Origin of the sequence: Geothrix sp., assembly GCF_030219325.1 — a bacterium.
Lineage (GTDB): Bacteria > Acidobacteriota > Holophagae > Holophagales > Holophagaceae > Geothrix.
Genome location: NZ_CP126625.1, coordinates 1,263,905 through 1,285,077, shown reverse-complemented (window position 1 = coordinate 1,285,077; position 21,173 = coordinate 1,263,905). Strand labels below are relative to the sequence as shown.

20 protein-coding genes are annotated in these 21,173 nt (G+C 66.7%); 5 read left to right on the top strand and 15 right to left on the bottom strand.

Features of this window, described 5'->3' with window-relative positions; genetic code table 11:
- Nucleotide 1: 1 nt before the first annotated feature.
- From QOZ81_RS05755 to QOZ81_RS05740, 4 genes are read right to left on the bottom strand one after another with little or no spacing between them, the layout of a single operon-like run.
- On the bottom strand, nt 2-673 hold the full coding sequence (locus tag QOZ81_RS05755; RefSeq protein WP_291200241.1) for a flagellar basal body L-ring protein FlgH: 672 nt from the start codon (nt 671-673) through the stop codon (nt 2-4).
- 44 nt (nt 674-717) lie between these two features.
- Complete coding sequence (prmC, locus tag QOZ81_RS05750) at nt 718-1,548, bottom strand: peptide chain release factor N(5)-glutamine methyltransferase (protein WP_291200244.1); 831 nt, start codon at nt 1,546-1,548, stop codon at nt 718-720.
- A 44-nt stretch (nt 1,549-1,592) separates the two neighbouring features.
- A complete protein-coding gene (locus tag QOZ81_RS05745) occupies nt 1,593-2,171 on the bottom strand; it encodes a FumA C-terminus/TtdB family hydratase beta subunit (RefSeq protein ID WP_291200247.1) in 579 nt (192 codons plus the stop codon).
- A 7-nt stretch (nt 2,172-2,178) separates the two neighbouring features.
- On the bottom strand, nt 2,179-3,162 hold the full coding sequence (locus QOZ81_RS05740; protein ID WP_291200250.1) for a fumarate hydratase: 984 nt from the start codon (nt 3,160-3,162) through the stop codon (nt 2,179-2,181).
- 205 nt (nt 3,163-3,367) lie between these two features.
- Between QOZ81_RS05740 and QOZ81_RS05735 the strand changes: the two genes are divergently transcribed.
- Entirely contained in the window at nt 3,368-3,787 is a 420-nt protein-coding gene (locus QOZ81_RS05735; RefSeq protein ID WP_291200252.1) for a hypothetical protein, read from the top strand.
- Between the two features lie 13 nt (nt 3,788-3,800).
- Here QOZ81_RS05735 and holA read toward each other — a convergent pair whose 3' ends face one another.
- The 3 genes from holA to hpt are packed head-to-tail and all read right to left on the bottom strand — an operon-like array spanning nt 3,801 to nt 5,901.
- On the bottom strand, nt 3,801-4,823 hold the full coding sequence (gene holA / locus QOZ81_RS05730) for a DNA polymerase III subunit delta (RefSeq protein ID WP_291200255.1): 1,023 nt from the start codon (nt 4,821-4,823) through the stop codon (nt 3,801-3,803).
- Complete coding sequence (gene lptE / locus QOZ81_RS05725) at nt 4,823-5,383, bottom strand: LPS assembly lipoprotein LptE (RefSeq protein WP_291200258.1); 561 nt, start codon at nt 5,381-5,383, stop codon at nt 4,823-4,825. Before lptE ends, holA begins: the two co-directional genes overlap by 1 nt.
- Nucleotides 5,380-5,901 (bottom strand): hypoxanthine phosphoribosyltransferase, encoded by a 522-nt coding sequence (gene hpt / locus QOZ81_RS05720; protein ID WP_291200261.1) that lies wholly within the window; start codon nt 5,899-5,901, stop codon nt 5,380-5,382. Before hpt ends, lptE begins: the two co-directional genes overlap by 4 nt.
- A gap of 125 nt (nt 5,902-6,026) precedes the next feature.
- On the opposite strand from hpt, the gene QOZ81_RS05715 reads away from it, so the two are divergent.
- The 4 genes from QOZ81_RS05715 (at nt 6,027) to QOZ81_RS05700 (ending at nt 8,871) form a co-directional block, all read left to right on the top strand.
- Nucleotides 6,027-6,731 carry an RNA polymerase sigma factor gene (locus tag QOZ81_RS05715; protein WP_291200264.1) on the top strand — a complete coding sequence of 235 codons (705 nt, stop codon included), beginning with the start codon at nt 6,027-6,029 and terminating at the stop codon, nt 6,729-6,731.
- 17 nt (nt 6,732-6,748) lie between these two features.
- Nucleotides 6,749-7,258: a hypothetical protein gene (locus QOZ81_RS05710; protein ID WP_291200267.1), complete on the top strand. Its 510-nt coding sequence runs from the start codon at nt 6,749-6,751 to the stop codon at nt 7,256-7,258.
- A 24-nt stretch (nt 7,259-7,282) separates the two neighbouring features.
- A complete protein-coding gene (locus QOZ81_RS05705) occupies nt 7,283-7,795 on the top strand; it encodes a hypothetical protein (RefSeq protein WP_291200270.1) in 513 nt (170 codons plus the stop codon).
- An 89-nt stretch (nt 7,796-7,884) separates the two neighbouring features.
- Nucleotides 7,885-8,871, top strand: coding sequence for a hypothetical protein (locus tag QOZ81_RS05700; RefSeq protein ID WP_291200273.1), 987 nt, complete (start codon nt 7,885-7,887; stop codon nt 8,869-8,871).
- Here QOZ81_RS05700 and QOZ81_RS05695 read toward each other — a convergent pair.
- From QOZ81_RS05695 to priA, 8 genes are all read right to left on the bottom strand, one after another.
- Entirely contained in the window at nt 8,868-10,583 is a 1,716-nt protein-coding gene (locus tag QOZ81_RS05695) for a ribonuclease J (RefSeq protein WP_291200277.1), read from the bottom strand. The genes QOZ81_RS05700 and QOZ81_RS05695 overlap by 4 nt on opposite strands.
- The gene (gene rsmA / locus QOZ81_RS05690; protein ID WP_291200280.1) at nt 10,574-11,407 is read right to left on the bottom strand and encodes a 16S rRNA (adenine(1518)-N(6)/adenine(1519)-N(6))-dimethyltransferase RsmA; all 834 of its coding nucleotides are present in this window, start codon (nt 11,405-11,407) and stop codon (nt 10,574-10,576) included. The genes QOZ81_RS05695 and rsmA overlap by 10 nt, the downstream gene beginning before the upstream one ends.
- A 65-nt stretch (nt 11,408-11,472) precedes the next feature.
- Complete coding sequence (locus QOZ81_RS05685; RefSeq protein ID WP_291200283.1) at nt 11,473-15,684, bottom strand: PilC/PilY family type IV pilus protein; 4,212 nt, start codon at nt 15,682-15,684, stop codon at nt 11,473-11,475.
- A 53-nt stretch (nt 15,685-15,737) separates the two neighbouring features.
- Nucleotides 15,738-16,310: a hypothetical protein gene (locus QOZ81_RS05680; RefSeq protein ID WP_291200286.1), complete on the bottom strand. Its 573-nt coding sequence runs from the start codon at nt 16,308-16,310 to the stop codon at nt 15,738-15,740.
- Between the two features lie 57 nt (nt 16,311-16,367).
- Nucleotides 16,368-17,531, bottom strand: coding sequence for a PilW family protein (locus QOZ81_RS05675; RefSeq protein WP_291200289.1), 1,164 nt, complete (start codon nt 17,529-17,531; stop codon nt 16,368-16,370).
- A gap of 10 nt (nt 17,532-17,541) precedes the next feature.
- Nucleotides 17,542-18,063, bottom strand: coding sequence for a type IV pilus modification PilV family protein (locus QOZ81_RS05670; protein WP_300715359.1), 522 nt, complete (start codon nt 18,061-18,063; stop codon nt 17,542-17,544).
- A gap of 9 nt (nt 18,064-18,072) precedes the next feature.
- Nucleotides 18,073-18,741, bottom strand: a complete 669-nt coding sequence (locus QOZ81_RS05665) for a prepilin-type N-terminal cleavage/methylation domain-containing protein (protein WP_291200295.1) — start codon at nt 18,739-18,741, stop codon at nt 18,073-18,075.
- 145 nt (nt 18,742-18,886) lie between these two features.
- Nucleotides 18,887-21,157: a replication restart helicase PriA gene (priA, locus tag QOZ81_RS05660; RefSeq protein ID WP_291200298.1), complete on the bottom strand. Its 2,271-nt coding sequence runs from the start codon at nt 21,155-21,157 to the stop codon at nt 18,887-18,889.
- Nucleotides 21,158-21,173 lie beyond the last annotated feature (16 nt).

Here is a 21,173-nt window from a genome sequence, read left to right as displayed (position 1 = left end):
CCTAGAACGGCCAGATGTAGGCAAGCAGGCGGCTGATGTAGCCCGGCTTCAGCGTTTCGTCGACCACGCCCTGGCCTCCGTACCCGACGCGCAGTTCGGCCACCTGCCCGGAGGTGATGGCGTTGGTGGCATCCAGCATGTGGGGATCAAGCATGCCGGCCACATAGAGGCGCTGGGTCTCGTTGTTCAGCTGGATGTCCCGATAGCCCTCGAAGATCAGGTTCCCGTTGCCCACGACCTTGACGACCCGCGCCGTAACCGTGGTGGTGAAGGTGGCGCTGCGCCCGGTGGTTCCTGTCCCGGCGTACTTGTTGGTATTGCCCGTGGTCTTGTCGGCGGTGCTGCTCCCGATCCCGAACCCGGCCAGTGCGCTGAAGAGATTGGGGCTGCTGAGCTTGTTGCTGCCCACGCGGCTGGTCGTGACATCCGCCTTGCTGATGGCATTGGTGCTCTCGCTGATCTTCAGGGTCACCAGGTCATTGACGCGGAAGGCCCGCAGGTCCGCGATCATCGGGCGGTCCCGCCAGAGGCTCCCCTCGCTCAGGGGTTGCATCGGCGGCGCCTCGTCCACATAGGGGATGGCGGGCTTCTTGGCCAGGTTGGCATCGTGACGCTTGGGAATGGAGCAGCCGAATCCCACGAAGAGCAGGACGATAGGCAGCATTTTCCTCATGACGCACCTCCAAGCCTTCTTGGGGCGAGGACAGTGCCAAACCTTCAGGCGAGAGCGACCAGAATGCGGTCATGACCCGCAAGATCTTGATGAATCATGACCTTGCTCCAGCCGATGCCCATGCCGCGGCGGCACAACTCGCCCCCCTGACCGGCTCCGATCTCCAGCAGGCAGGCCGACGCCTGCCGCTCCCGGGCCTGCCGCAGCAGGGTCTCGGACAGGGCCAGGCCCCGATCTGGGGCGAAGAGGGCGGAAGCTGGCTCGAATGTCAGTTCCCGCTGGAGGGTTGGCTGGTCGGCGGGATCCACATAGGGCAGGTTCGCCACCACCAATCCCACGGGATCCGGCAGGGGTTCCAGAAGGCTGCCCTCCAGGAAGGACACCTGGGCCCCGAGTATCTGGGCATTCTCCGCGGCCACGGCCAGGGCACCGGGGCTCAGATCCGAGGCGGTGACCTGCCAGCCCGTTTCCAGGGCCAAGCTCACGGCGATGATGCCGCTGCCCGTCCCCACATCCACGCAGCGATCCACCTTCAAGCGTCTGCCCACGTCCAGGGCTGCCTCCACCAGCAGTTCGGTCTCGGGGCGCGGGATGAGCGTGTCGGAACTGACCTTGAAGCGCCGGTCGCGGAAGAAGGTCCAGCCCAGGATGTAGGCCCAGGGCTCGCCCTTGCGTCGGCGACGCACCCAGGCGCTCACCCGCCGACGGACCTCGGCGGGCACCTGGTCGCTGCCGTGGGCCGCCATCCAGGTGCGCGACAGGTCCAGGCCCTCCTCGAACCAGCGGATGCACTCCGCGTGGGCCTCGTCCGGATCGAGAAACACGGCCAGGGCCGCGGCCAGGTCGAGGCGGAGCTGGTGGTAGGTCTGGGCCATCCCTCCAGCCTAGCGCGGGAGGAATCGATCCAAAACGCCCGGATTCACGCCATCAGCGCCTTGGCGCGCTCCTGGCTCTGCTGGGCTACGATCTCGTGGAGGCTGCCGCCGTGACTGTCCATGGTGACCACCAGGGGGAAGTCCTCCACCTCGATGATCCAGAAGGCCTCGGGGCTGCCGAATTCCTCGAGCATCTTCACGTCCACCACGCGCTTCACGCGCTCGGCCAGCAGGCTGCCCGCGCCGCCCGTGGCGTGGAGGTAGACCGCGCCGGTCTTCTGCAGGCCTTCGCTGGTCTTCTTGCCCATGCCGCCCTTGCCGATGACGCCTCGCACCTTGTAGGTCTCGATGACGTCGGCCTGGTAGGGTTCTTCGCGGATGCTGGTGGTGGGACCAGCGGCCACGAAGGACCAGGTGCCGTCCTCGTTCTTCTTCACGACCGGGCCGCAGTGGTAGATGACCATGTTCTCGAGGATGGGCTTCAGCCACTCGGGCTTCTGCTCCTTCATGAACTTGTGGCCCATGTCGCGGCTGAGGACGACGCGGCCATTCAGCAGCACTTCGTCGCCGACCTTGAGTTCGCGGATCTGATCTTCGGTGATGGGGGTGGTGAGTCGGATCATGGGAGCCTCACAGATCAAAGGAAGGCTGGCCGCTGGCCGGGAAGGTGACCGTTCCGCGTCGGCTGCTCCAGCACATGTAGCTGATGCTCACGTAGAAGCTGGCCGGATGGCGGTACATCTCCTCGACGTGGATGCCGAGGGCGGTGGTGACGCCGCCGTAGCCCATGGGCCCGATGCCCAGCGTGTTGAGGTCCCTGGTGACCTCCTTCTCGAAGGCATCCATCTTGGGATCCGCATTGGCCGTGCCCAGCTTGCGGAGGATGAGTTCCTTGCTCTTCTCATAGCCGGTGACGCGATCACCGCCGATGGCCACGCCGAGGATGCCGGGGCTGCAGCCCTGACCCTGGGCCTTCACCACGGCATCGATGATGCACTTGCGCACACCCTTGATGTCGCGGCCCGCGCCCAGCGCGGCGTCGGGCAGACGGTACTGGGCACCCACGTTTTCGCAGCCCCCGCCCTTCTGCATGACCGAGATCTCGATCTCCGGCCTGTCCCACTCCTCGAAGTGGATGGCCGGGTGGTGCTCGTGGAAAGGATCCATGTTGGTGCCGCTGTTCTTGCCGCTCAGCGATTCCACGCAGTTGGGACGCAACCATGAACGCTTGGTCGCCTCGACGACGGCGGCGCGGATTTGCGCCTTGGCGGCGCGCTGACTGAGGCCGAAGGGATGGCGCACCCAGAAGATCACCGAGCCCGTGTCCTGGCAGAGCGGCGTCACCTGGCCATCCGCCAGGTTGATGTTGCGCACCATGTCGTTCAGGGTGTTGAAGGCGCGGCTGCCCTCCTCCTCGGCGTCGCGGCCCTTCACGATGGCCTCGATCACGTCCTGGGGCAGGCGGCTGGTGGTGCGCCGCAGCAGTTCCGTCACCGGCTGGGTGAGGTCCAGGGTCTTCAAGTTGGCAAGGTCTGCTTTCCAGCCCTCGGGCAGGACGGACTTGGACGCCACCACCTCTGGGGAGGTCAGGGTGGGAATGACGCACTCAGACATGGGCCCTCCGGGATGCAGACCCCCATGATCCGCCCGGCGAAGCTCACGCTCAAGTGATCAATGTCCGGTTCACCCGGCGGCAGGAGGCGGGCCAGCCCCACCATCCGGGGTCCCAGCCGGCCACCGCGTCGCCTTGCCCCCTACCTTCGGGTTCCAGTCTCGTTCAATATGGGGCATCACATATTCCTTTGCAGGAGCAGATTCCATGAAGCTGAGGTCGATGGACCTGATCGGGGGCTTGGCCGTCGTCGCCGGCATCCTCTGTACCCCGGGCTGCTCCAACGCCGCGGGTTATACCCAGACTCCCGAAGAGTTGACCCCAAGGCTGGACATCCTTGCCGGGGACAACCAGAGCGCGCCGGTGAACTCGGCATTCCCCACGGCCATGAAGGTGCATTTCCACAAGAACGGCATGTCCCTGGGGGGGCACCCCGTGACGTTCTCGGCGCCCGAATCAGGCGCTGGCGGCACCTTCCCGGGTGGCTCCACCAACGCGACCGTGATCACGGATGATGGGGGTAATGCGGTGGCTCCCGTGCTCACGGCAAATGCCATCGCGGGCAGCTACACCGTCCTTGCTTGGAGCACGAGCTACCAGGCCACGTTCCACCTGACCAATCAGTAGGCCCGGGGGAGCCTCAACGACCCCAGGCCCGGCAAAGGGCCAGGGTGAGATCCAGGAGGGGCGCCTCGCTCCGGGACAGGGCCATGCCCTTGAGATCCCGCTCACACTGATTGACCCGCCCCAGGAGGGCCTTGACCCCTCGGGCCTTGAGCTTGGCCAGGGCACCCCGGTACCCGTCCAGCAGGAAGGCCTGCTTGGGTGACATCCCGAGGGCACTGAGCAGTTCGGTCCCCTTCAATCCCGCCGCCTCGGCTTCCGCCAGTCGCAGCAGCCGGTCCACCTCACGGCGGACCTGGCCCAGCATCATCAGGGGTTCGTCCCCATCCTCCAGGGCCGTGCGCAGGGCCCGTAGCGCCCCGGCGGCATCTCCCTTCTGCCAGGCGCCGGACCAGGCGAAGGCCTTCTGATCGGCGAGCCTGAAGGTGACCTGGTCCACCATGGCCTCGGTCACCCGCCGGTCCTCGGCGAGCAAGTCCAGCACTTCGAGGGCGCGCTTGAGCAGGCCCGGGTGGCCACCCTGACGCTGGGCCAGCATGGCCGCGGCGGCCCCCTGAAGCGACAGGCCCAGCCGCCGCGCCTCAGCCTCGATGTACCCCGGGATCTCCATCGCATCAAGGGCGCCGACCTTCAGGATCCTTCCGGCCTTGGTCCAGTCTGTCCAGGGCTTGGCGCCCAGGGCTTTCCCCGGGGAGGCTGGAAGGGTCGTCCAGGCCACCAGCAGCAGGTTCACGCCAGCCGGAGGCTTCTCGAGGATCGCCTTGACCACGGCCGGCAGTTCCTTGGCGCGGGTGAACAGGTTGTCGGCGGCGGGCACGATGACGGTGCGGGTTTCTGCGCCCAGAGGCGCCGCTTCCTGCAGGGCGGCCGTGACCTCGGGCCAGGGGCAGCCTTCGGAACAGACCGTGAGCGAGAAGTCCGCCCACTCGGGATCCACGTGCTTCTGCTTCCAGGCCTCCAGGGCCTCGCGGCGGCCGTCGCCATCCTCACCATGCAGCAGGGCGAAGTCGTGATTCAGCCAGGCGGCGGGCACGGCCATCAGTCGATGCCTTCCAACAGCTGCGTGAGGAAGCTCTCGGCGAAGTCGTCAGCTAGGCTTTCCAGCACCTGCAGCTCACGGCTGTCGAAGCTGGCGAAGTTCTGGTCCACCCGGTACTGGTTCGAGAAGGTCAGGCCACGGCGGGAGAGCACCACCACGCCCGTCTGCCCGTCGAGCAGGTCCACGCTGGCCACCACGGCCACCTCGACGCGGGAGGCTGATCCTGCGCTGGCCTTGGCCTTGTCGTTGCCGAGGGTGAGGCCGATGGGGCGGGACACATAGCTTTCCAGAGTCCCCTGAAGCACCCAACGGGAGGGTTCCCCCTGCGCCACCAACCGCCAAGGGCTGGCCGCCACCACGCGGTTCTCCAGGGCCTTGGTGAAGCGGTCCTCCAGCCCCAGCCGCGGCGTGAGGTTGCGGAACCGAGCCAGGCGGATGGTCTCCCCCTGCTTCGCCCAGGGCGCGGACCGCTGCTGGCGGTCCAGACGGTGATAGCCGCACCCGGTCGCCGACAGGCACGCGACCAGCAGAAGGGAGGCTCCAGGCAGAGGAATCGTCACGGGTGGTACACGCCGACGTAGGGCAGGTTGCGGAGCTTCCCGTCGAGGTCGAGGCCGTAGCCCACGACGAAATGATCCTCGATGGTGAAGCCGATGTAGTCCACCGGGACCTCGATCTTCCGGCGGCTGGGCTTGTCCAGCAGGGTGCAGATCTTCAGGCTGAGGGGTTCGCGGTCGGTGAGCAGGTTCCGGACCTTGAACAGCGTGAGGCCCGTATCCACGATGTCCTCCACGACTAGGGCGTGGCGCCCCTGGATGCTGCGATCGAGGTCCTTGAGGATGTGCACCTCGCCGGTGCTTTCCATGCCGCCACCGTAGCTGGCCACCTGCATGAAGCTCACGTCGATGTCCAGATCCATGGTGCGGACGAGATCCGCGAAGAAGGGGAACACGCCGTTCAGGAGGCCGATGACCACCAGGTCCTTCCCCGCATAATCCTTCGAGAGCTGGGCCCCCAGCTCCTGGACCCGGGCCCGGATCTGAGCCTCGGACACGAGGGGGGTGATGCGCGTTCGCATGAAGACTCCTGAAATTGGGACCTGAAAGTCGTGCCCTAAATCCATGTCCATTCAACCTCATGAGGCCACGCCGGGTCCATCCGGTGACGGCGGTTTCTCCTTGATTCCTGCTGTCGGAGTCTAACATGATGGCAATAGCCACCTTGAGCGAGCCCCTGATGATCCAGACGGCCAACCCGACCGCCGATCGGACCCCCGATCCGGGCTCGCCGTACCACACCCCGGAGGTCCTGGCCTGGGTGGAGGAGGCGCAGCAGGGCGATCAGACCGCCTTCGGCTCCCTGGTTCGGCTCTTCTCCCGGGATGTCTACGGCAAGGCCTTCTCCATCCTGAAGAACCACCAGGACGCGGATGACGTGGTGCAGGAGACCTTCATCCGGGTCTTCCGCTCCCTGCCGGGCTTCCGCTTCGAATCCTCCTTTCGGACCTGGCTCATCACCATCGCCACCCGCCAGGCCCTGAACTACCGGGAGCGCGTCGCCAAGGAACACGAGAGCCTCGACGGCCCGGAGGGCACGCTCGAACATCCGGCCCTCCGCGTGGAGGAGACTCAGATCTCCTCGCTCATGGACCAGGAGGCCCGCCGTCTGCTCCAGGAAGCCCTGCCCAAGCTGCCCAAGCGCCAGAAGCAGGCACTGACGCTCAAGCTCCAGCACGATTGGAAATATGAACGGATCGCCCAGGAGATGGGCACCTCGGTGGGCAGCGTGAAGGCCCACATCTTCCATGCCATCCAGAACCTGACCCGCCATGTGAGGCCGCAGCAGGAGCGCAGGCCCACGGACGCGAAGCGACCGCCCAGCGGGCGAGGCCCAGGATGGGCCGAGTGAGAGGAGGCCAACACACCATGCGCGAGATCCCCATTCCCCCCGCCTGCGTTCCCACCATGGAGTCCGTCCTGGTGGACCCCGTCGACCCGGGCCCTGAGGCGGAAGCCCACCTGAAGATCTGCCGGGCCTGCTCGGAGGTCCGGGTGGCCTACCTCGCCCAGGAGGAGAGCCCGGAGGCCCTGGCGCCCGCTGGCTACTTCGAGCGGCTCCCCGAGCGCATCCTCCGGAAGCTGCCTGCCCGCCCCCGCCTCCACCTGCGCGTGGGTCCCTTCGCCTGGGGCGCGGCTGCGGCCCTGCTGATGGCCGTGGGGGCTGGCGCCTTCTGGGCCGGACGGGCCAACCGCACCCCCCTCGTGGAAGCCACCCTGCCCCGGACGCCCTCCGAAGTCCAGGAGGTCCTTCCCGAGACCCCCTTCCAGGATCCGGAGGACGCCGTGTCCCAGCTGACGGCCCTCTCCCAGCAGGAGGCGGATGCCGTCCTCAGGATCCTCAGCGACCGGCAGGCCCAGCCACCCGCAAAGAAGTGATCGCAGCTCCCCGTGGAGTCTTCCATGTCCATCCGCACCCTCCTGATCCTTGTCTTGACCGGCCTCGCCCTGAGCGCCCAGGGTCGGGTCCGCCCCGAGCGGGCCTTCAGGGACCCCCCGGAGCGCCGGGCCGCACCGCGCCGGGAGCGGATCGTGGCGATGCTCCACGAGCTCAGGTCGAAGAAGCTCCAGAAGGCCCTCGGCCTGTCCGAGGAGAAGGCCAACGCCATTGCGGATCGCTGGGCCCTTTTCGACGAGGAATCCTCCTCACGTCGGCTATTGATGGGCCAGTTGCGCCACCAGATGAATGCCACCCTGATGGGCCCCGGCAGCGAGGATGAGAAGAATCGGAAGCTGCAGCCCGTGGTGGAGGAGCTCGCCGCGCTCCGGCAGCAGCAGGAGGCCTCCCGGAAGCGCTTCGAGGAGGACATCCGGGGTTCCCTCACGCCGGCCCAGCAGGGCCGCTTCATCCTGCTGGTGGACGAGTTCCAGAAATCCATCCAGGAAGCCATCCAGGAACAGCGGAAGGATAAATAGCCGTGCGTTCCTGCCGAAAGGAGAGGGGCGGTCCCCTCTCCTTTCGTTTGTCCCCTCCCACCCTTCACCCCTTCCCAAGCAGGTGACCCGTGAAATGGATCGTCCTGGCAGCAGCCTCGCTGCCGGCCCTGGCCCAGTCGAGTGCCGAGTTGGCTATCACCCCTCCACCGCCTCCGAACCTCACGCTCAAGCTGGGCGGGCTGGCCGACAGCAGCGAGGGCCATGACCTCCACGGCAAGCTCACCTGGAGTGCGAGCGGAGCCCTCACCTTGTTCCTCTCGGGCGTCAAATCCAACCTCGCCTCCACGACCCAGGCCCCCAGTCCCGCCGGGACCACGACGACCACGACCACCACGAGCCTTGGCGGCGACCGTTCCTTCGGCGTGTTCGACCTCGGCCTGCGGTACGACCGGACGGACATGTCCGACCTGCTGGCCTATGACCGCTACGTCTTCCTGCCTGCCTTCGATATCGGCGCCTGGCGGCTCGGCTTCGAGCTATCCAGGCGGACCACCGAGTTCGATCGCCTCCGCTTCACCAGCCGACCCATCAACACGCCCACCGGCATCGTCTACGTGACGGGGTACGCCGACCTGAGGGTCACCGATACGGGCCTCGGGGCCAACCTCGACTATCTCGGCGAGGTCTGGCGTCCGTACTGCTCGTACATCTACTACGACTATGGGTCTCTGCACGGCGAGACCGATGTCAGCCGTATCCGGAACAGCGCCGGAGGCGTGAGTCCCGAGGTCTTCCAGGCCCTCGCCGGCAGGCTGGTGAGTCGGCTCGAGAGGATGTCCGCCTCCAGGGTGGGCGGCAAGGCCTCCCTCCTCGACTGGACAGCGACGATGGGCCTGGAAGCCGACCTGAAGCGCACCCGCTGGGGGCTGGAGGCAACCAGAGACGTGGATCACATGACTGGAGAGAGATCGGACACCGTGACGGGAACGGCCGCCTGGAAGGTCTCCTCCAGGTTTCTCCTGGAATTCCAGCTGGGGGCCACGCGGTCCGAGGCCTTCGGAACGGACCGCTTCGCGGGCCTGAGCTTCACCATCCGCACCCGACCGGGATTCTAGGATCCCGGCGCCTCCAGGATCACCGGGATCACCAGGGGCCGGGTCTGCGTGGTCTTCCGGATGATCCGGCGCAGAGCCAGGCGCAGCGTATCCCGGATGGCCTCACCGTTCCCGCGGACCTCGGCGGGCGCCTCCTCGTAGGCCTTCCGCGCCACGCCCGCGAGCAGCTCGGCATAGGCTTCATCGTCGGACAGCATCACGAAACCCCGGCTGAGGATGGTGGGCGTCGCCGCCAGTTCCCCCGTCTGCGGATCCACCAGCAGGGTGGCGAAGACGACGCCGTCCTCCTGGAGGATGAGGCGGTCCTGCACCACCCGGGCATCCACCATGTGGTCCACGCCCTCATGCACGAAGCACTTGCCCACGGGCACCGCGCCCGGCATGTCCACCCGGCCATCCAGGAACAGGCGCAGGCAGAGGCCACCATCGAGCAGGGAGATCCGCTCGGGCGGCCAGCCCAAGGAAGCCGCCAGGGCGCTGTGGGCCCGCAGGTTCCGGTAGGTGCCATGGACGGGCACCATCTGCGTGGGCCGGACGGCGCGGATCAGGTCGGCCAGTTCCTCACGGCTGCCATGACCGGAGGCATGGACGGGACCCAGGCCATCATTGGAAGTCTCGGCGCCCAGGCGTTCCGCCGCATCAAGCATGCGCGAGATGGCCACCTCGTTGCCGGGAATGGCCCGGGCGCTCACCACCAGCCGGTCACCGGGCTCCATGGGCAGGCCCTTCACCTCCCGGCGGAGCAGTCGCGCCAGCCCGCTCATGGGCTCGCCCTGGCTGCCGGTGCAGAGCACCACCAGCTCACCCTTGCGGAAGAGGTGGGCGTCCTTGACGTCCACCAGGATGTCGTCCGGCAGGTCCAGCCGCTTGAGAGAGCGCGCCAGGGCCAGGTTCCGATCCAGGCTGCGGCCCAGGAGCACCACCTGGCGGCGGAACTCGTAGGCCAGGTCCACCACCGTCTGGAGGCGGTGGATGTTGGAGCTGAACGTGGTGACGAAGAGCCGCCCTTTGGTCTGCTCGAAGGCGGCCTCCAGCCCTTCGCGGCACACGGCCTCCGAGGGGGAGCGCCCCGGCCGGCCCACGTTGGTGGAATCGGCCATCAGCAGGCGTACGCCGGCATCCCCCAGGGCCTTCAGGCGCTCCAGGCCCGTGTGGCGACCATCCAGAGGCTCGGGATCGAGCTTGAAGTCGCCCGAGTGGACCAGCACGCCCTGGGGCGTGTGCAGCGCCAGGGCGCAGGCATCCGGGATGCTGTGGGTCACGGGGATCCACTCGGCCTCGATCTCGCCATCGCCCACTTTCACGCGGCCATAATCCCGCACCACATGCAGCAATCCCGTGTCCAGGCCGTGTTCGCGGAGCTTGCCTTCCAGCAGGCCCAGCGTGAAGGCCGTACCATAGACCGGGACCGGCCAGCGCCGGAGGAAATACGGCAGCGCGCCGAGATGATCCTCGTGGCCATGGGTGAGCAGCACGGCCTGGAGCCGGTCCGCGAAGGGCTCCAGGTAGGCGAAGTCCGGCACGATGGAATCGATGCCCGGCTGGTCATCGGAGGGGAACAGCTGGCCGCAGTCCACCAGGAAGAGGCTGCGGGCGCTGTGCACCACCAGCGCGTTCATGCCGAACTCGCCAAGTCCGCCGATGGGGATCAGGCGCAGCTCGTCGGCGGCGGGGGCCTCGGCCCAGGTTTCGAATTCAGGCGCTACGGGCATGACGATGGGAACACCTCGGGATGATGATTCAACAATTCACGGGTCGCCAAGAGCCACGCCGAAGGCGCGATCACTTCGGCGCGCAGCGCCGAAGTGATGCCGGCCTTTGACAGGGCCTCAGCCGACAGGACGCCCTGCCAGTTGTTCGCCAGGGTCTTCCGGCGGTGGGCGAAGGAGCGGTGGAGCACCTGCAGCAGGGCCCTGCGTTCCTGAAGCAAGGGGGCATCTTGGCGGGGCTCGAACAGCACGACGGCCGAGTCCACCTTGGGCGCCGGGCGGAAGGAGCCCGGCCCCAGCTTCACGAGCCGGGTCAGCCGGGCGCAGAGCTGGGCCAGCACGGACAGGGGACCGTAGGCTTTGGTGCCGGGGATGCCCATGAGCTTCTGGGCCACCTCCAGCTGGAACATGAGCACCATGCGCTCCCAGGCGACGCCCTCGGTCAGCAGGCGGGCCAGGATGGGCGTGGCGGCGTTGTAGGGCAGGTTGCCGATCACGGACCAGGGTCCGCCCTCCGGAAGCGGGATCCGGACCGCATCGCCCTGCAGCAGGTGGAACTGCGGGCAGCCTCCGAAACGCGTCTGGAGCAGCTCACAGGCCTCGGGGTCCAGGTCCACGGCCCACAGGGGCCGCCCATCCGCCAGCAGGCGCTCCGTCAGCACCCCCGGGCCGGGACCGATCTCCAGCAGGCGCGGGGCATCCGACGCGACCGCCGCCCCCACGATGGTGGCAATGGCACCGTCGTTCACCAGGAAGTTCTGGCCGAAGGCCTTTTTGGGTCGAAGGCGGGCGATGGGCGAAGGATCCGGCACACCCCAGCGTACCACCTCGGCCCATCCACCAAGAAAAGGGGCCCTTCCGGGCCCCTTGGACAACTCCATGGGTGAAACAGCTATCGGACGATGCGCCAGGTCCTCGGAGCGAAGGCGATGGTGCCCCCCCCCGCGGCAAAACTCTGGATCTTCACACTGTTGCTGGTGGCGCTCGTGGCGTCCTGGCCGCTCTGCAACACGAGGCGGCTGCCGACCGAGGTCAGGTCGCCGGCCAGGTTGGCCCAGGTGAAGACATAGCCGTCGCCACCACCCGCAGCTGCCGTGGACACGTCCCCATTGGCGAAAGCCGGTGAGAGGGCGTTGCCCATGCGGTAGGTGTAGGTGGTGCCCGCGCCCTGGCAGGTGGTGGAACTGCCGGTGGAGGCGGGGCGGAAGGTGGAGAACACCAGAGCGCCGTTGATGACCAGCGGCGTCAGGTAGGCCTTCTCGTAGAGATAGTGCGTGGCATCGTTGGGATCCACGATGGGCGCATGGAAGCGGAGGTAATAGCCCAGCAGCTGGTTGTTGCCGAGGTAGCTGGTGTCTCCCGGGGTCGTGACGCTGGTCAGGTCGGCCAGCTGGGAGTCGGTGACGGGGCTGATGTCCACATTGCTCGGCAGGCCGCCCACCGTCGGCAGATCGGCGCTGTCCTGCCGGTCGAAGACCATGACCTGACGGTTCACCCGGCTCGAGACAGGATTGATGGGATCCTTGTCCATGGGGTCATTGCGATCGCCCGTCCCGAAGGTCACGCCCACAGCCGGCGGGATCATGTTGGCAGCATAGGTGCTGCCGGCAGGCCGCAGGAACTGCGGGATGGCCCTGGGCACCCGGAAAGCCACGGGAATGGAGGTCACGGGTGAGGCAGCCGTCACCAGGCCTGCCGACAGGGTGGTCTGTCCTTTATAGATCCACCGGACCCCCGCGTTTCCAGGCGTGATGCTGGAATTCGCGGTTCCATCGGTGGTCCACTGGTCGATGTTCGAGTGGTCCAGGCGCCAGTTGGGGGCCCCGGATGTCAGCTTCTCCATGGACCCCAGGGCATAGACACCCCCCGACTGGTCTCCGAAGTAGACACGCTGGGCACGGCCGGAGCCCAGGAGGAACTGGAAGGGGAAGCCTCCGGCCGCAATGGCCCCCATGTTCGGGAAGGAGGACGCCAATGCGGCATTGTTCACGAAGTCGTAGATCTTGACAGGCGCACCCGTCTCCACGTCCAGGGCGAGCAGGGAGCGGCCAAGCTTGGCGGCACCCGCGTTGGGCGGGACCGTCAACCCATCCAGTTCGTTGTTGCTGTAGCCGCCACCCAGAATGGCGATGTACCTGGGAGTGGTCGCGTTCGGCCCCGGATCCACCGCGGCCAGACCGATGGTGGAAGTGGCCAAGCCCATGGTCTTGATGGCCGGATCGGTATAGGAGGAAGGAGTCCCAGAACCCAGGACGATCCCATTGTTCGGATCCACCATCCAGGACAGAACCGGGGCCGCCGGGTTCTTGATGTCGATGGCGTAGTAGCTGCGCCCCCCCTTGCGGAGGCCGAAGATGACGCGGACGGTATCGGCGCTGTCGACCTTGAAGTTGCCGATGGTGCTGCCGCTGACTGGCGCGTCGTTGAAGTAGATGATGGGCGTGCCATCCACGGCATAGAGGTGAGTACTGGGGTCGCCGGTCATCAACTGCCCAAGCTTGTTGACATTGGCCCCGCCGGGCTTATTCAGGAATTCCGACGGCACGAAGCTCCAGAGCTCATCCAGGGTGGCGAAGAGCCGGCCTGCGGTGTCGAAGCCGCTGACCTCCCCGAAGCAGTGGAAGTGCCCCTGGTTGTCGCCCGCGAAGATGAGCTGGAACCGGGCGTCCTTCATCGTGGAGTAGGTGCTTCCCCACAGGGTCGAGAGGTTGCTGTAGGCGGGAATGAGCGCCGGGTCGAACTCGATGGCCGCAGGCGAGCTGTTGACCACGTCACCCATGATGTCGGTCCGGGTGTTGACCGTGCCGGTGGTGGGAATGGCCACCTTGGCCTGGTCGGTCGAGTTGGCACCCATGATGAACCGGATCAGGGCCACGGCGCTCGTGGCATCGGCGGTGCCCATGACCACGGGATCCCGCAGAGCCGCGTTCGTGTCACTGAAGGCCTGAGCCGCCGCGGTCAGGGGCAGTCCCCCTGCGGGAATGGCGGTTCCCGGAATCACGGTGTAGATCTTCCGGTTCTTCCAGGTCTTGGCGTAGAGCATCACCGCAGCCGAAGCCACCGCATTGGACGCATTGATATCCGACTGGAAGGTGCCGTCGGCCGCCTTCAACCCGACGGTGCCGTCCGACTGGAGGCCGATGCCCGTCATCAGCAGGTCGCCCTTCCAGATGGAACCTTGGCCATCATTGTTGGCCTCGAAGCGGCCCAGGTAGGCGCGGTTGCCAAGGTTGAGACCCACCAGCGGGGCCGAGGGGGCTGTGATGCCTGTGTTGGCGCTGACCACCCGGCGCATGATGGCGTTCAGGCTGTTGGCGAGGTAGACCGGATCCGTCGCATCGAAGAAGTTGGTCTGAGCACCTCCCGTGGTGCCATAGGGAACCGCCGTGGTGACGTCGAAGCCGGCCGTCTTGGGATCGCCGAACAGGGCCGCCTTGAGGAGCGGCCCCTTGCCGCCGCCGGTATCCGAATTCGTGCCCGACAGGCAGAGGCCCACGGTCATGATCGTGATCCGACGGCCGCTGGTCCCGGCCGATCCCCGGGACTTGATGATGAAGGGTGCGTAGGCACTGGGGGCCGAAGCGCCCCAGTAGACCTGGGAGGCGTTGGGCAGGCCGTGGGCCGCCACGGCCGCCAGGCTCCAGAGGTTGAAGTTGGACGAACCGGGGGTCAGGTTGGCGTAGCTGACGGCGGTTCCGCCGGTCTGGATCTGGGCCTCGGAAGTCCACGTACCGCCTCCGGCGCCGATGGCGTTCCCGCTGGTGCTCCCGGCTGTCAGGCTGTCATTGGCGTTGCCGTCCGTGAAGAGGATCACGTATGAAGTCCGGCAGGGGGGCGGGATCTCCCCGGTCCCCGCCAGGTCGAAGACGCTTGGATGGCCGTCATCCACCGTGAGCTGGGCGAGGCAGTTCGCCAGGGCATAGGTGAGCGGCGTGACCGAGGTGGGTGTCTTGGCCTGGATGGCCGTCACCGAGGCATGAGTGGAACCTGACGTGGATTTCTGCAGGAGGATCAGGTCCCGCTCCTTGGAGCGGGTGCCCCGGGTGGTGAAATTGGAGGAATTGATGGTTGTGAGGCCTTCCTCGTTGGAACTCTGATCCAGGAACCGGTAGGCCCACCAGACGCGGTCGCGGTTGGCAAACCAGGCGGTCAGCACGGCCCGCTTCACGTACTGACAGCGGGTGCCCACGGGCAGGCCGTTGAGGAAGCCGGGGCGGTTGCCCGCGTTGACGGTGGCGCCGCCAATCACGAAGCCCCCGGTGGCGGCAGTCGTACCGACCGTTCCGCTGGCGGCGGGCGCAGTCCCATTGTCGTCCTTGAAGGTTCCCGTAGCTCCATAGTTGTCGCTGCCGCTGGAGCCCTTCGTATCCTGGCCGAAGAACATCCAGTCCACGTAGTCGGTGTTGAAGGAGAACCAGCTGTCCAGACCGTTGCTGCCGGTGGGGTTGGTGACCTGGGACGCGGTGGTGTACACGGTGTCGTAGGCGATGTAGTTGTTGCCGGTGACGTCAGGGTCCGCCACGCCATCGATCCAGGTCGACAGCGGTGCTGTGGTCAGGGGCGCCACGAGGGGCGACTTGAGCAGGGACCAGGGGAAGGGCATGTCCACCGTGCGGGTGTAGGTGGTGCCATTGATCTTCCGGCTGCCCGTCATGCGGGCGTGGGTGGCGGTCTTGACCAGGGCCATGGTGAGCACCCCGCTGATGCGGTTGCCGCTGGCATCGACCAGGAACCCGGTGAGGTCTGTCGTCCATTTGTTCGTGGAGTTCGGCCCCTTCCCGTTCATGGCCATGGTGAGCGTGTTGTTCGTCAAATTGTCCAAGGTCGTGCTGACGGTGAACTGGATGCCGTCGTCCCCGGGGGTTCCGCCGATGTGCGTCCCATAGCTCTTGTTTGTCCAGAATTTACGATGCCAGAAGACCGCCGTCATGGAGCCCGACATGTCGATCATGGTGAGCATCTCCGGCTTCACGCCGCCGCTCTTGTAGACGTCGAGCAGATCCGTGACGGGGGCAAGAGAGGTGCCGACCTGGGCCTGAAGGCCCAGGCTCAGGACGAAGCCGAGGATCAGGGTCTTGAGGGGGCTTAGGCGAAGGGAAGCCATGGGGTCCTCCAGTGAGGGAATGAACTTGGAGAAGGCGGTGCGTCTTTACTCGTTCAGTTCGGGAAGGTGGCGACGACTTCCCGCTGGGACTGGTAGGTCTGGGAAGTCGAGTTGGGCGTGGCGTAGCCGGTGACGAGTGCACGCCAGCCCTTGGGGGTGATCGAGCTCAGATTTCCCTTCGTGTCGTTGGAGGCGGCACTGTTGTCCGAGCTGCCCCCACCGCCCACGATGGGCGCATTCCCCCACCCCTTGCCAAGGTAGCGGAGCTCCACGTCGAATGACTGCTTGGCGACGGCTGCTCCGCCGTTGTTCATGTTCATCGCCGTATCAGAGACGCCATAGATGGTGATGGGCGCCCCCGTGTTGATCCCCAGCATCTGGTTGTTGATGCCATCGACCAGCGCCTTCTGCCCGGTGGTGGGGCTGGCCGCAGTGTAGTCGGCATCACTCACGTGCCCCTGGCCCCAGGTGATCACCCAGTCGAGCCCGGCATCTGCGGCGGCGGCGGCCTTCTCGCCCTGGACGACCGTGCCGGCCATGGAGAGTTCCCGGACCACGTTGCGGCTCAGGCTGAACGTGGCGGCACCCAGCACGGCGACGAGGACCAGGGCCATGATGATGGTCATTCCACCCTGCTGTTTCCGATTGAAGATTGCGATGGTTGCCGTGGACATGGAGGACCTCTAGAGGGGAAGACCGAAGTTGCGGGGCGAGACCATGAGCGTCTGGGTGCGACGCACGTAGGCGGCCTGGCCGGTCACATCACTGTTCTCGGCCCTGGGTGCCGCGGACCGGGAGACCACGTCCATGCGGATGAGGAAGGGGTAGTTGCGGAACCAGAGGGGATCTGCCGCGTTCCGGGCGGGCACGCCCGTGGCGCCGAGGGGGGCCAGCGCAGTGGTGATCTTGCCCACGATGGCATCCCAGTTGGCGGCCCCGGATCGCACCCAGGTCGTGCCGCCGTCGAAGCTGAAGTCGACGCGGAAGCCCTCGATGTTCTCGGCGATGACTTCGACGGGCACGGCGGCCCAGGCGATGAGCGAACCGTCGGCGGGATAGGCCTTCTGCTGACGGACCAGACACGGGATGGTGATCGCAGGGTTGGAGGGATCCCAGGAGCGGGCCTGGATGGAATAGCGGGTGACCACGCTGGGCCGGTAGAACGCCAGGGGTACCCCGCCAATGTGAGTCTTGCTGCCTGGCGGAATCACCGAGTAGGCCCCACCCATGCTCTGGTGTTGTGTCGTGGCCGGCAGATCCGCCGTCACCGCGTTGGTGTTGGATGGCCCGGAGATGATGAATTGTTCGAAGTTCGAGTCGAGGACGGCGACGATGTCCCCGGAACGCAGGTCCGAGAGGCTGCCGCTCTTCAGGCTCAGGGTAAGTCCAACGCTGTTGATGGTGGACAGGTCGGCCTGGATGGGCAGGGCGATATCGCTGACATACTGCAGTTCGTCGGGGTTGGGGACCAGGGGGCCGGTCACCAGGGTGCCGGGGCTCGCCGGGTTGGGCCCGGTCACGATCACCGCGCTGGGGCTCGGCAGGATCATGAAGGGTTCCTGGGTCCCACTGACCACCGAGTATTTCCCCTCGCTGGGACTGTTGAATCCGACATAGCCGAAGAAACCGATCGAAGCGACATCATCCTGGAGCGAGGCCAGAGCCCAGCGACCCCGGCGCTGGCTGGCGATGGTGTCGTTCACCCGCTGGAACCCGGCCAGGTTCGTGGAGTAGACGCGCAACATGCCCGCGGTCAGGAAGCCGATGAACATCACTGCCACCAGCATCTCGATCAACGAGAATCCCTGCTGGAGGGGACGGAAGCGCCGGAAGGAACGAAGCGTCATGGCTGGACTCCTAGTACCGGATCAATCGGCTCATGGACAGGGTGCTGGCCGGCATGGCGCTGCCTGAGGCATCGACGGCCTGATCCCGCCAAGTCACCGTGACGACGAATTCCCGCATGTCCATGCCCATGATGGGAGCCTTGGGCGTGGCGGCATTGGCATTGTTCCTGGACCACTGGACCGTGAAGACGGTGGTGGGGTCGCCCACGGCCACGGGAAGCCCGTTGATGTCGAAGGAGCCGAAGGGCCCGGTCGCGTTCCCCCCGGTGTAGACCCGGGCGAGCGGATAGGCCACCCCGGTACCCTTGATGCCCGCGGAGTAGATCCAGGAGTTGTTGCCTTCCGATTGGATGGCGCTGAGGCACCCCTCGGCGAGGGCCGTGGCCGTGAAGCGGTTCCGGCCGCCGGAGTTGCTGCGCAGGGTGGAGACCTGCAGCGCGGCGAGGCCGAGCAGGCCGATGCCGAAGATGAGCGCAGTCATCAACAGCTCGACCAAGGTGAATCCAGACTGGCGGGAGGCCCGGGACGTCATGAGGAACTCCTAGAGTCGCTGCCAGGGCGAGGCCGGATCGCCCGCATTGGGTTTGTAGAAGGCGTGGATGCCGTTCGCCCGGGTCACCAGGACCAGACCCACCGGCGCGCTCCGGTAGGAGGCGCCGTTCCGCATGCCCCCGACGTAGACATAGAAATCGGCACTCGCGTGCCCCGTGGAATCGAATGAGAACGTGGTGTTGGTGGCCCCCGTGAACAGCTTGGCCGAGGTGCCCGGATTGACGCCGTTGGTGAAGAGGCTGGAGATGGCGGCGACACCACCAGTCAGCGGATCGGGATTCGGTGCCGCCTGTGTGTAGATGGGCCAGGTGGAGCTGGTGTCGATGCCGGAATAGCGGGTCGCGTCCCGGCCGGCGGCGTCCCGGCGCCAGGTGGTGAGGACCTGGTTGGCGGGAGCGGGCACCACATCCCCCTGAGCCGGGAACGTGATGGTCAAGGTCGATTGCGCCCCCGTGGTCGTGAGGGTCACCGTTCTTCCAGTCGATTGAGCCACGGTGCGGGCATCGGACAGGGCGCCCACCAGGGAGTTGACTGTTCCCTTTACGGCTGCCGGCTGCGTCGCGCCGTACCAGGTGCCCGTCACGACGGCCACGATGCCGATGATCACCACCACGACGAGCAGTTCGAGAATCGAAAAACCTCGGGCGGATCGACGCATTTCAGACCCCTCACAGTGGATGCCCCAAGCATCGGCCCATGGGCAGGATTGATTGGTTGAATTTAAACATTGATATTTAATGCCTTGAAACACACGAGCACCAGCTTGTCCTCATTTTGCTCGATGAATGTATATTTTTTATACATCATCCAAACTGGATGGGATCCCGATCCAGGCTGATGGGGCCGGTCGGGTCCAGGGGGTGCCTGGCCAGCACCTCGCCCAGGGCGCCCCGCCCTCCCTTCAGCAGCAGATGCATGCGCCAGCGATCGCGGATCCTTGGGACCGGCGCTTCCAGGGGGCCCAGCACCCGCAGGCCTGGAACGGACAACCGCTGTCGAAATACATCCAGGGCCTCCCGCGCCTCCCGCGGCGTGTCGGCCTCGGCGCGGTAGAGGGAGAGGGCCGTGAAGGGCGGATAGCCCAGGCCTTCACGGAAGGGCAGCTCCGAGGCGGCGAACCCCTCGAAATCCTGGGCCAGGGCGAAGGTGATGGCCGGGTGCTCGGGCGAATAGGTCTGGAGGATCACGCGACCGGGCAGCTCGGCCCGTCCCGCCCGGCCGGCCACCTGGGTGAGCAGCTGGAAGGTCCGCTCCGAGGCCCTGAAACCCGCGACCTTCAACCCCTGGTCCGCGTTGAGCACGCCCACCAGCGTGAGCCCGGGAAAGGTGTGGCCCTTGGCCAGCATCTGGGTGCCCACCAGGATGTCCACCTGGCCGGCTTCCGCGGCCAGCAGTCCGGCCTCGAAGGAACCGCGGCGGCGCGTGGTGTCCCGATCCAGGCGCAGGATCCGGGCCGCGGGGAAGAGCTGGTTCAGGTGTTCCTCCACCTGCTCGGTGCCCTCCCCGACACCGCGCAGGTGGTCGGCGCCGCAGTCCGGGCAGGCCTCCGGCGGCACCGTTTCGTGGCCGCAGAGGTGGCAGCGCAGGCGGAAGTCACCGCGATGGTAGGTGAGCGAAATGGCACAGTGCGGGCAGCCCAGCGTCCTGCCGCAGGCCCGGCACATCCAGAAGTTCTCGTAGCCCCGGCGGTTCAGGAGCAGCAGGACCTGCTCACCCTTTGCCAAGGTGCCCGTGATGGCCTGCATGAGCGGCGGAGCCAGGATGACCTTGCGCCGCACCTGCCGGTAGGCGTCGCGGAGGTCCACGATCTCGACGGTCGGCAGCGTGATGCCCGCAGGCCGCTCTCGCAAACGCAGCAATCCGTATCGGCCGCTCCGCGCGGCCTGCCAGCTCTCGAGGCTGGGCGTGGCGCTGCCCAGCACGATAGGGCAGCCTTCGAGCTGGGCCCGCTTGATGGCCAGATCCCGGGCGTGGATGCGCGGATGTTCCTCGGACTTGTACGAACCCTCGTGTTCCTCGTCCACCACGATGAGGCCGATGTCCCGCAGGGGTGCCAGCACTGCGTTGCGCACCCCCACGAAGAGGTCGGCCCCGTTGAAGAGCAGGCGCACCACGTCGCCATGCCGCTCGCCGGCATTGAGACCCGCATGGCCCACCGCGACCCGGCCGGGGAACCGCGCCTCCAGGCGGTCCAGCAACCGTGTGGTGAGCCCGATCTCCGGCACCAGCCACAGCACTCGGCGCCCTGCGGCCAGCACCCGCTCGGCCAGGGCCAGGTAGACCTCGGTCTTGCCCGACCCCGTAACGCCCTGGAGAAGATGGACGCCGAAGGTGCCCGTCGCCACCGCGTCGAGAGCTGCCTGCTGCTCGGCATTCAGCGTCACCGTCCGGTCCACTCCGGCCTCCCGGCGCTGGCCGAGCAGGTCCACCCGCTTCAGGCGCTGGATGAGACCACGCTTCTCCAGCGTGCCCAGGACCGAGGCGCCAACCCCTGTCGACGCCAGCAGCTCTGGTTCCATCAGGGCGCCACCCGCGTCCTCCAGGGTCAGCAGCACTTTGGCCTGGGAGGGTGTCACCCGGGGGGGGTGGGGAGCCCCCGTGAGGCGCACCTCCGTGAATCCCGAACCGCGTAGTGCGGAGCGGTGCAACAGCGTCGGAAGGATGGAGGGATCGCGTTGCCAGGCCTCTCCGAGCTCGGCCAACGCAGCCCATGCCCCGCGCTCCCGTTGGATCGACAGTCGCTGTCCATCCTCGTCGGCTTCCCAGTTGGGAAGCATGGAGGAGGGCAGGCTCAGGGGCAGCAGGTGAGCCTCGAGGCAGCCGTAGTAGCGGGCGGCGAAGGACTGGAGCTCCCGCAACTTCGCGGGCAGCAGGGGAAAGGGATCCAGCACGGCCTCGATGGGCCGCAGCTTCGCCGCGGGGGGCGACGGGTCCGGCCCCATGGCCAGACCCACGGCCAGGCTGTTGCGCACCTTCACCTGCACCCGCACGCCCTCGGGCAGGCCCTGGGGCGCCAGATAGGTCAGGGGTGGCAGGGGCCGGTTCAGCTGGATGCGCGTGGGGACCGAGTTCATGGGTAGGCCAGGATAC

Excerpts from the sequence above, each read along its gene's own strand:
- QOZ81_RS05755 (WP_291200241.1), bottom strand. The coding sequence starts at position 673 with ATGAGGAAAATGCTGCCTATCGTCCTGCTCTTCGTGGGATTCGGCTGC.
- QOZ81_RS05665 (WP_291200295.1), bottom strand. The coding sequence starts at position 18,741 with ATGCGTCGATCCGCCCGAGGTTTTTCGATTCTCGAACTGCTCGTCGTG.
- QOZ81_RS05715 (WP_291200264.1), top strand. The coding sequence starts at position 6,027 with ATGATGGCAATAGCCACCTTGAGCGAGCCCCTGATGATCCAGACGGCC.
- priA (WP_291200298.1), bottom strand. The coding sequence starts at position 21,157 with ATGAACTCGGTCCCCACGCGCATCCAGCTGAACCGGCCCCTGCCACCC.
- QOZ81_RS05735 (WP_291200252.1), top strand. The coding sequence starts at position 3,368 with ATGAAGCTGAGGTCGATGGACCTGATCGGGGGCTTGGCCGTCGTCGCC.
- holA (WP_291200255.1), bottom strand. The coding sequence starts at position 4,823 with ATGGCCGTGCCCGCCGCCTGGCTGAATCACGACTTCGCCCTGCTGCAT.
- QOZ81_RS05740 (WP_291200250.1), bottom strand. The coding sequence starts at position 3,162 with ATGTCTGAGTGCGTCATTCCCACCCTGACCTCCCCAGAGGTGGTGGCG.
- QOZ81_RS05705 (WP_291200270.1), top strand. The coding sequence starts at position 7,283 with ATGTCCATCCGCACCCTCCTGATCCTTGTCTTGACCGGCCTCGCCCTG.
- QOZ81_RS05680 (WP_291200286.1), bottom strand. The coding sequence starts at position 16,310 with ATGACCATCATCATGGCCCTGGTCCTCGTCGCCGTGCTGGGTGCCGCC.
- QOZ81_RS05745 (WP_291200247.1), bottom strand. The coding sequence starts at position 2,171 with ATGATCCGACTCACCACCCCCATCACCGAAGATCAGATCCGCGAACTC.
- QOZ81_RS05710 (WP_291200267.1), top strand. The coding sequence starts at position 6,749 with ATGCGCGAGATCCCCATTCCCCCCGCCTGCGTTCCCACCATGGAGTCC.
- QOZ81_RS05675 (WP_291200289.1), bottom strand. The coding sequence starts at position 17,531 with ATGACGCTTCGTTCCTTCCGGCGCTTCCGTCCCCTCCAGCAGGGATTC.
- QOZ81_RS05695 (WP_291200277.1), bottom strand. The coding sequence starts at position 10,583 with ATGCCCGTAGCGCCTGAATTCGAAACCTGGGCCGAGGCCCCCGCCGCC.
- QOZ81_RS05685 (WP_291200283.1), bottom strand. The coding sequence starts at position 15,684 with ATGGCTTCCCTTCGCCTAAGCCCCCTCAAGACCCTGATCCTCGGCTTC.
- prmC (WP_291200244.1), bottom strand. The coding sequence starts at position 1,548 with ATGGCCCAGACCTACCACCAGCTCCGCCTCGACCTGGCCGCGGCCCTG.
- QOZ81_RS05670 (WP_300715359.1), bottom strand. The coding sequence starts at position 18,063 with ATGACGTCCCGGGCCTCCCGCCAGTCTGGATTCACCTTGGTCGAGCTG.
- hpt (WP_291200261.1), bottom strand. The coding sequence starts at position 5,901 with ATGCGAACGCGCATCACCCCCCTCGTGTCCGAGGCTCAGATCCGGGCC.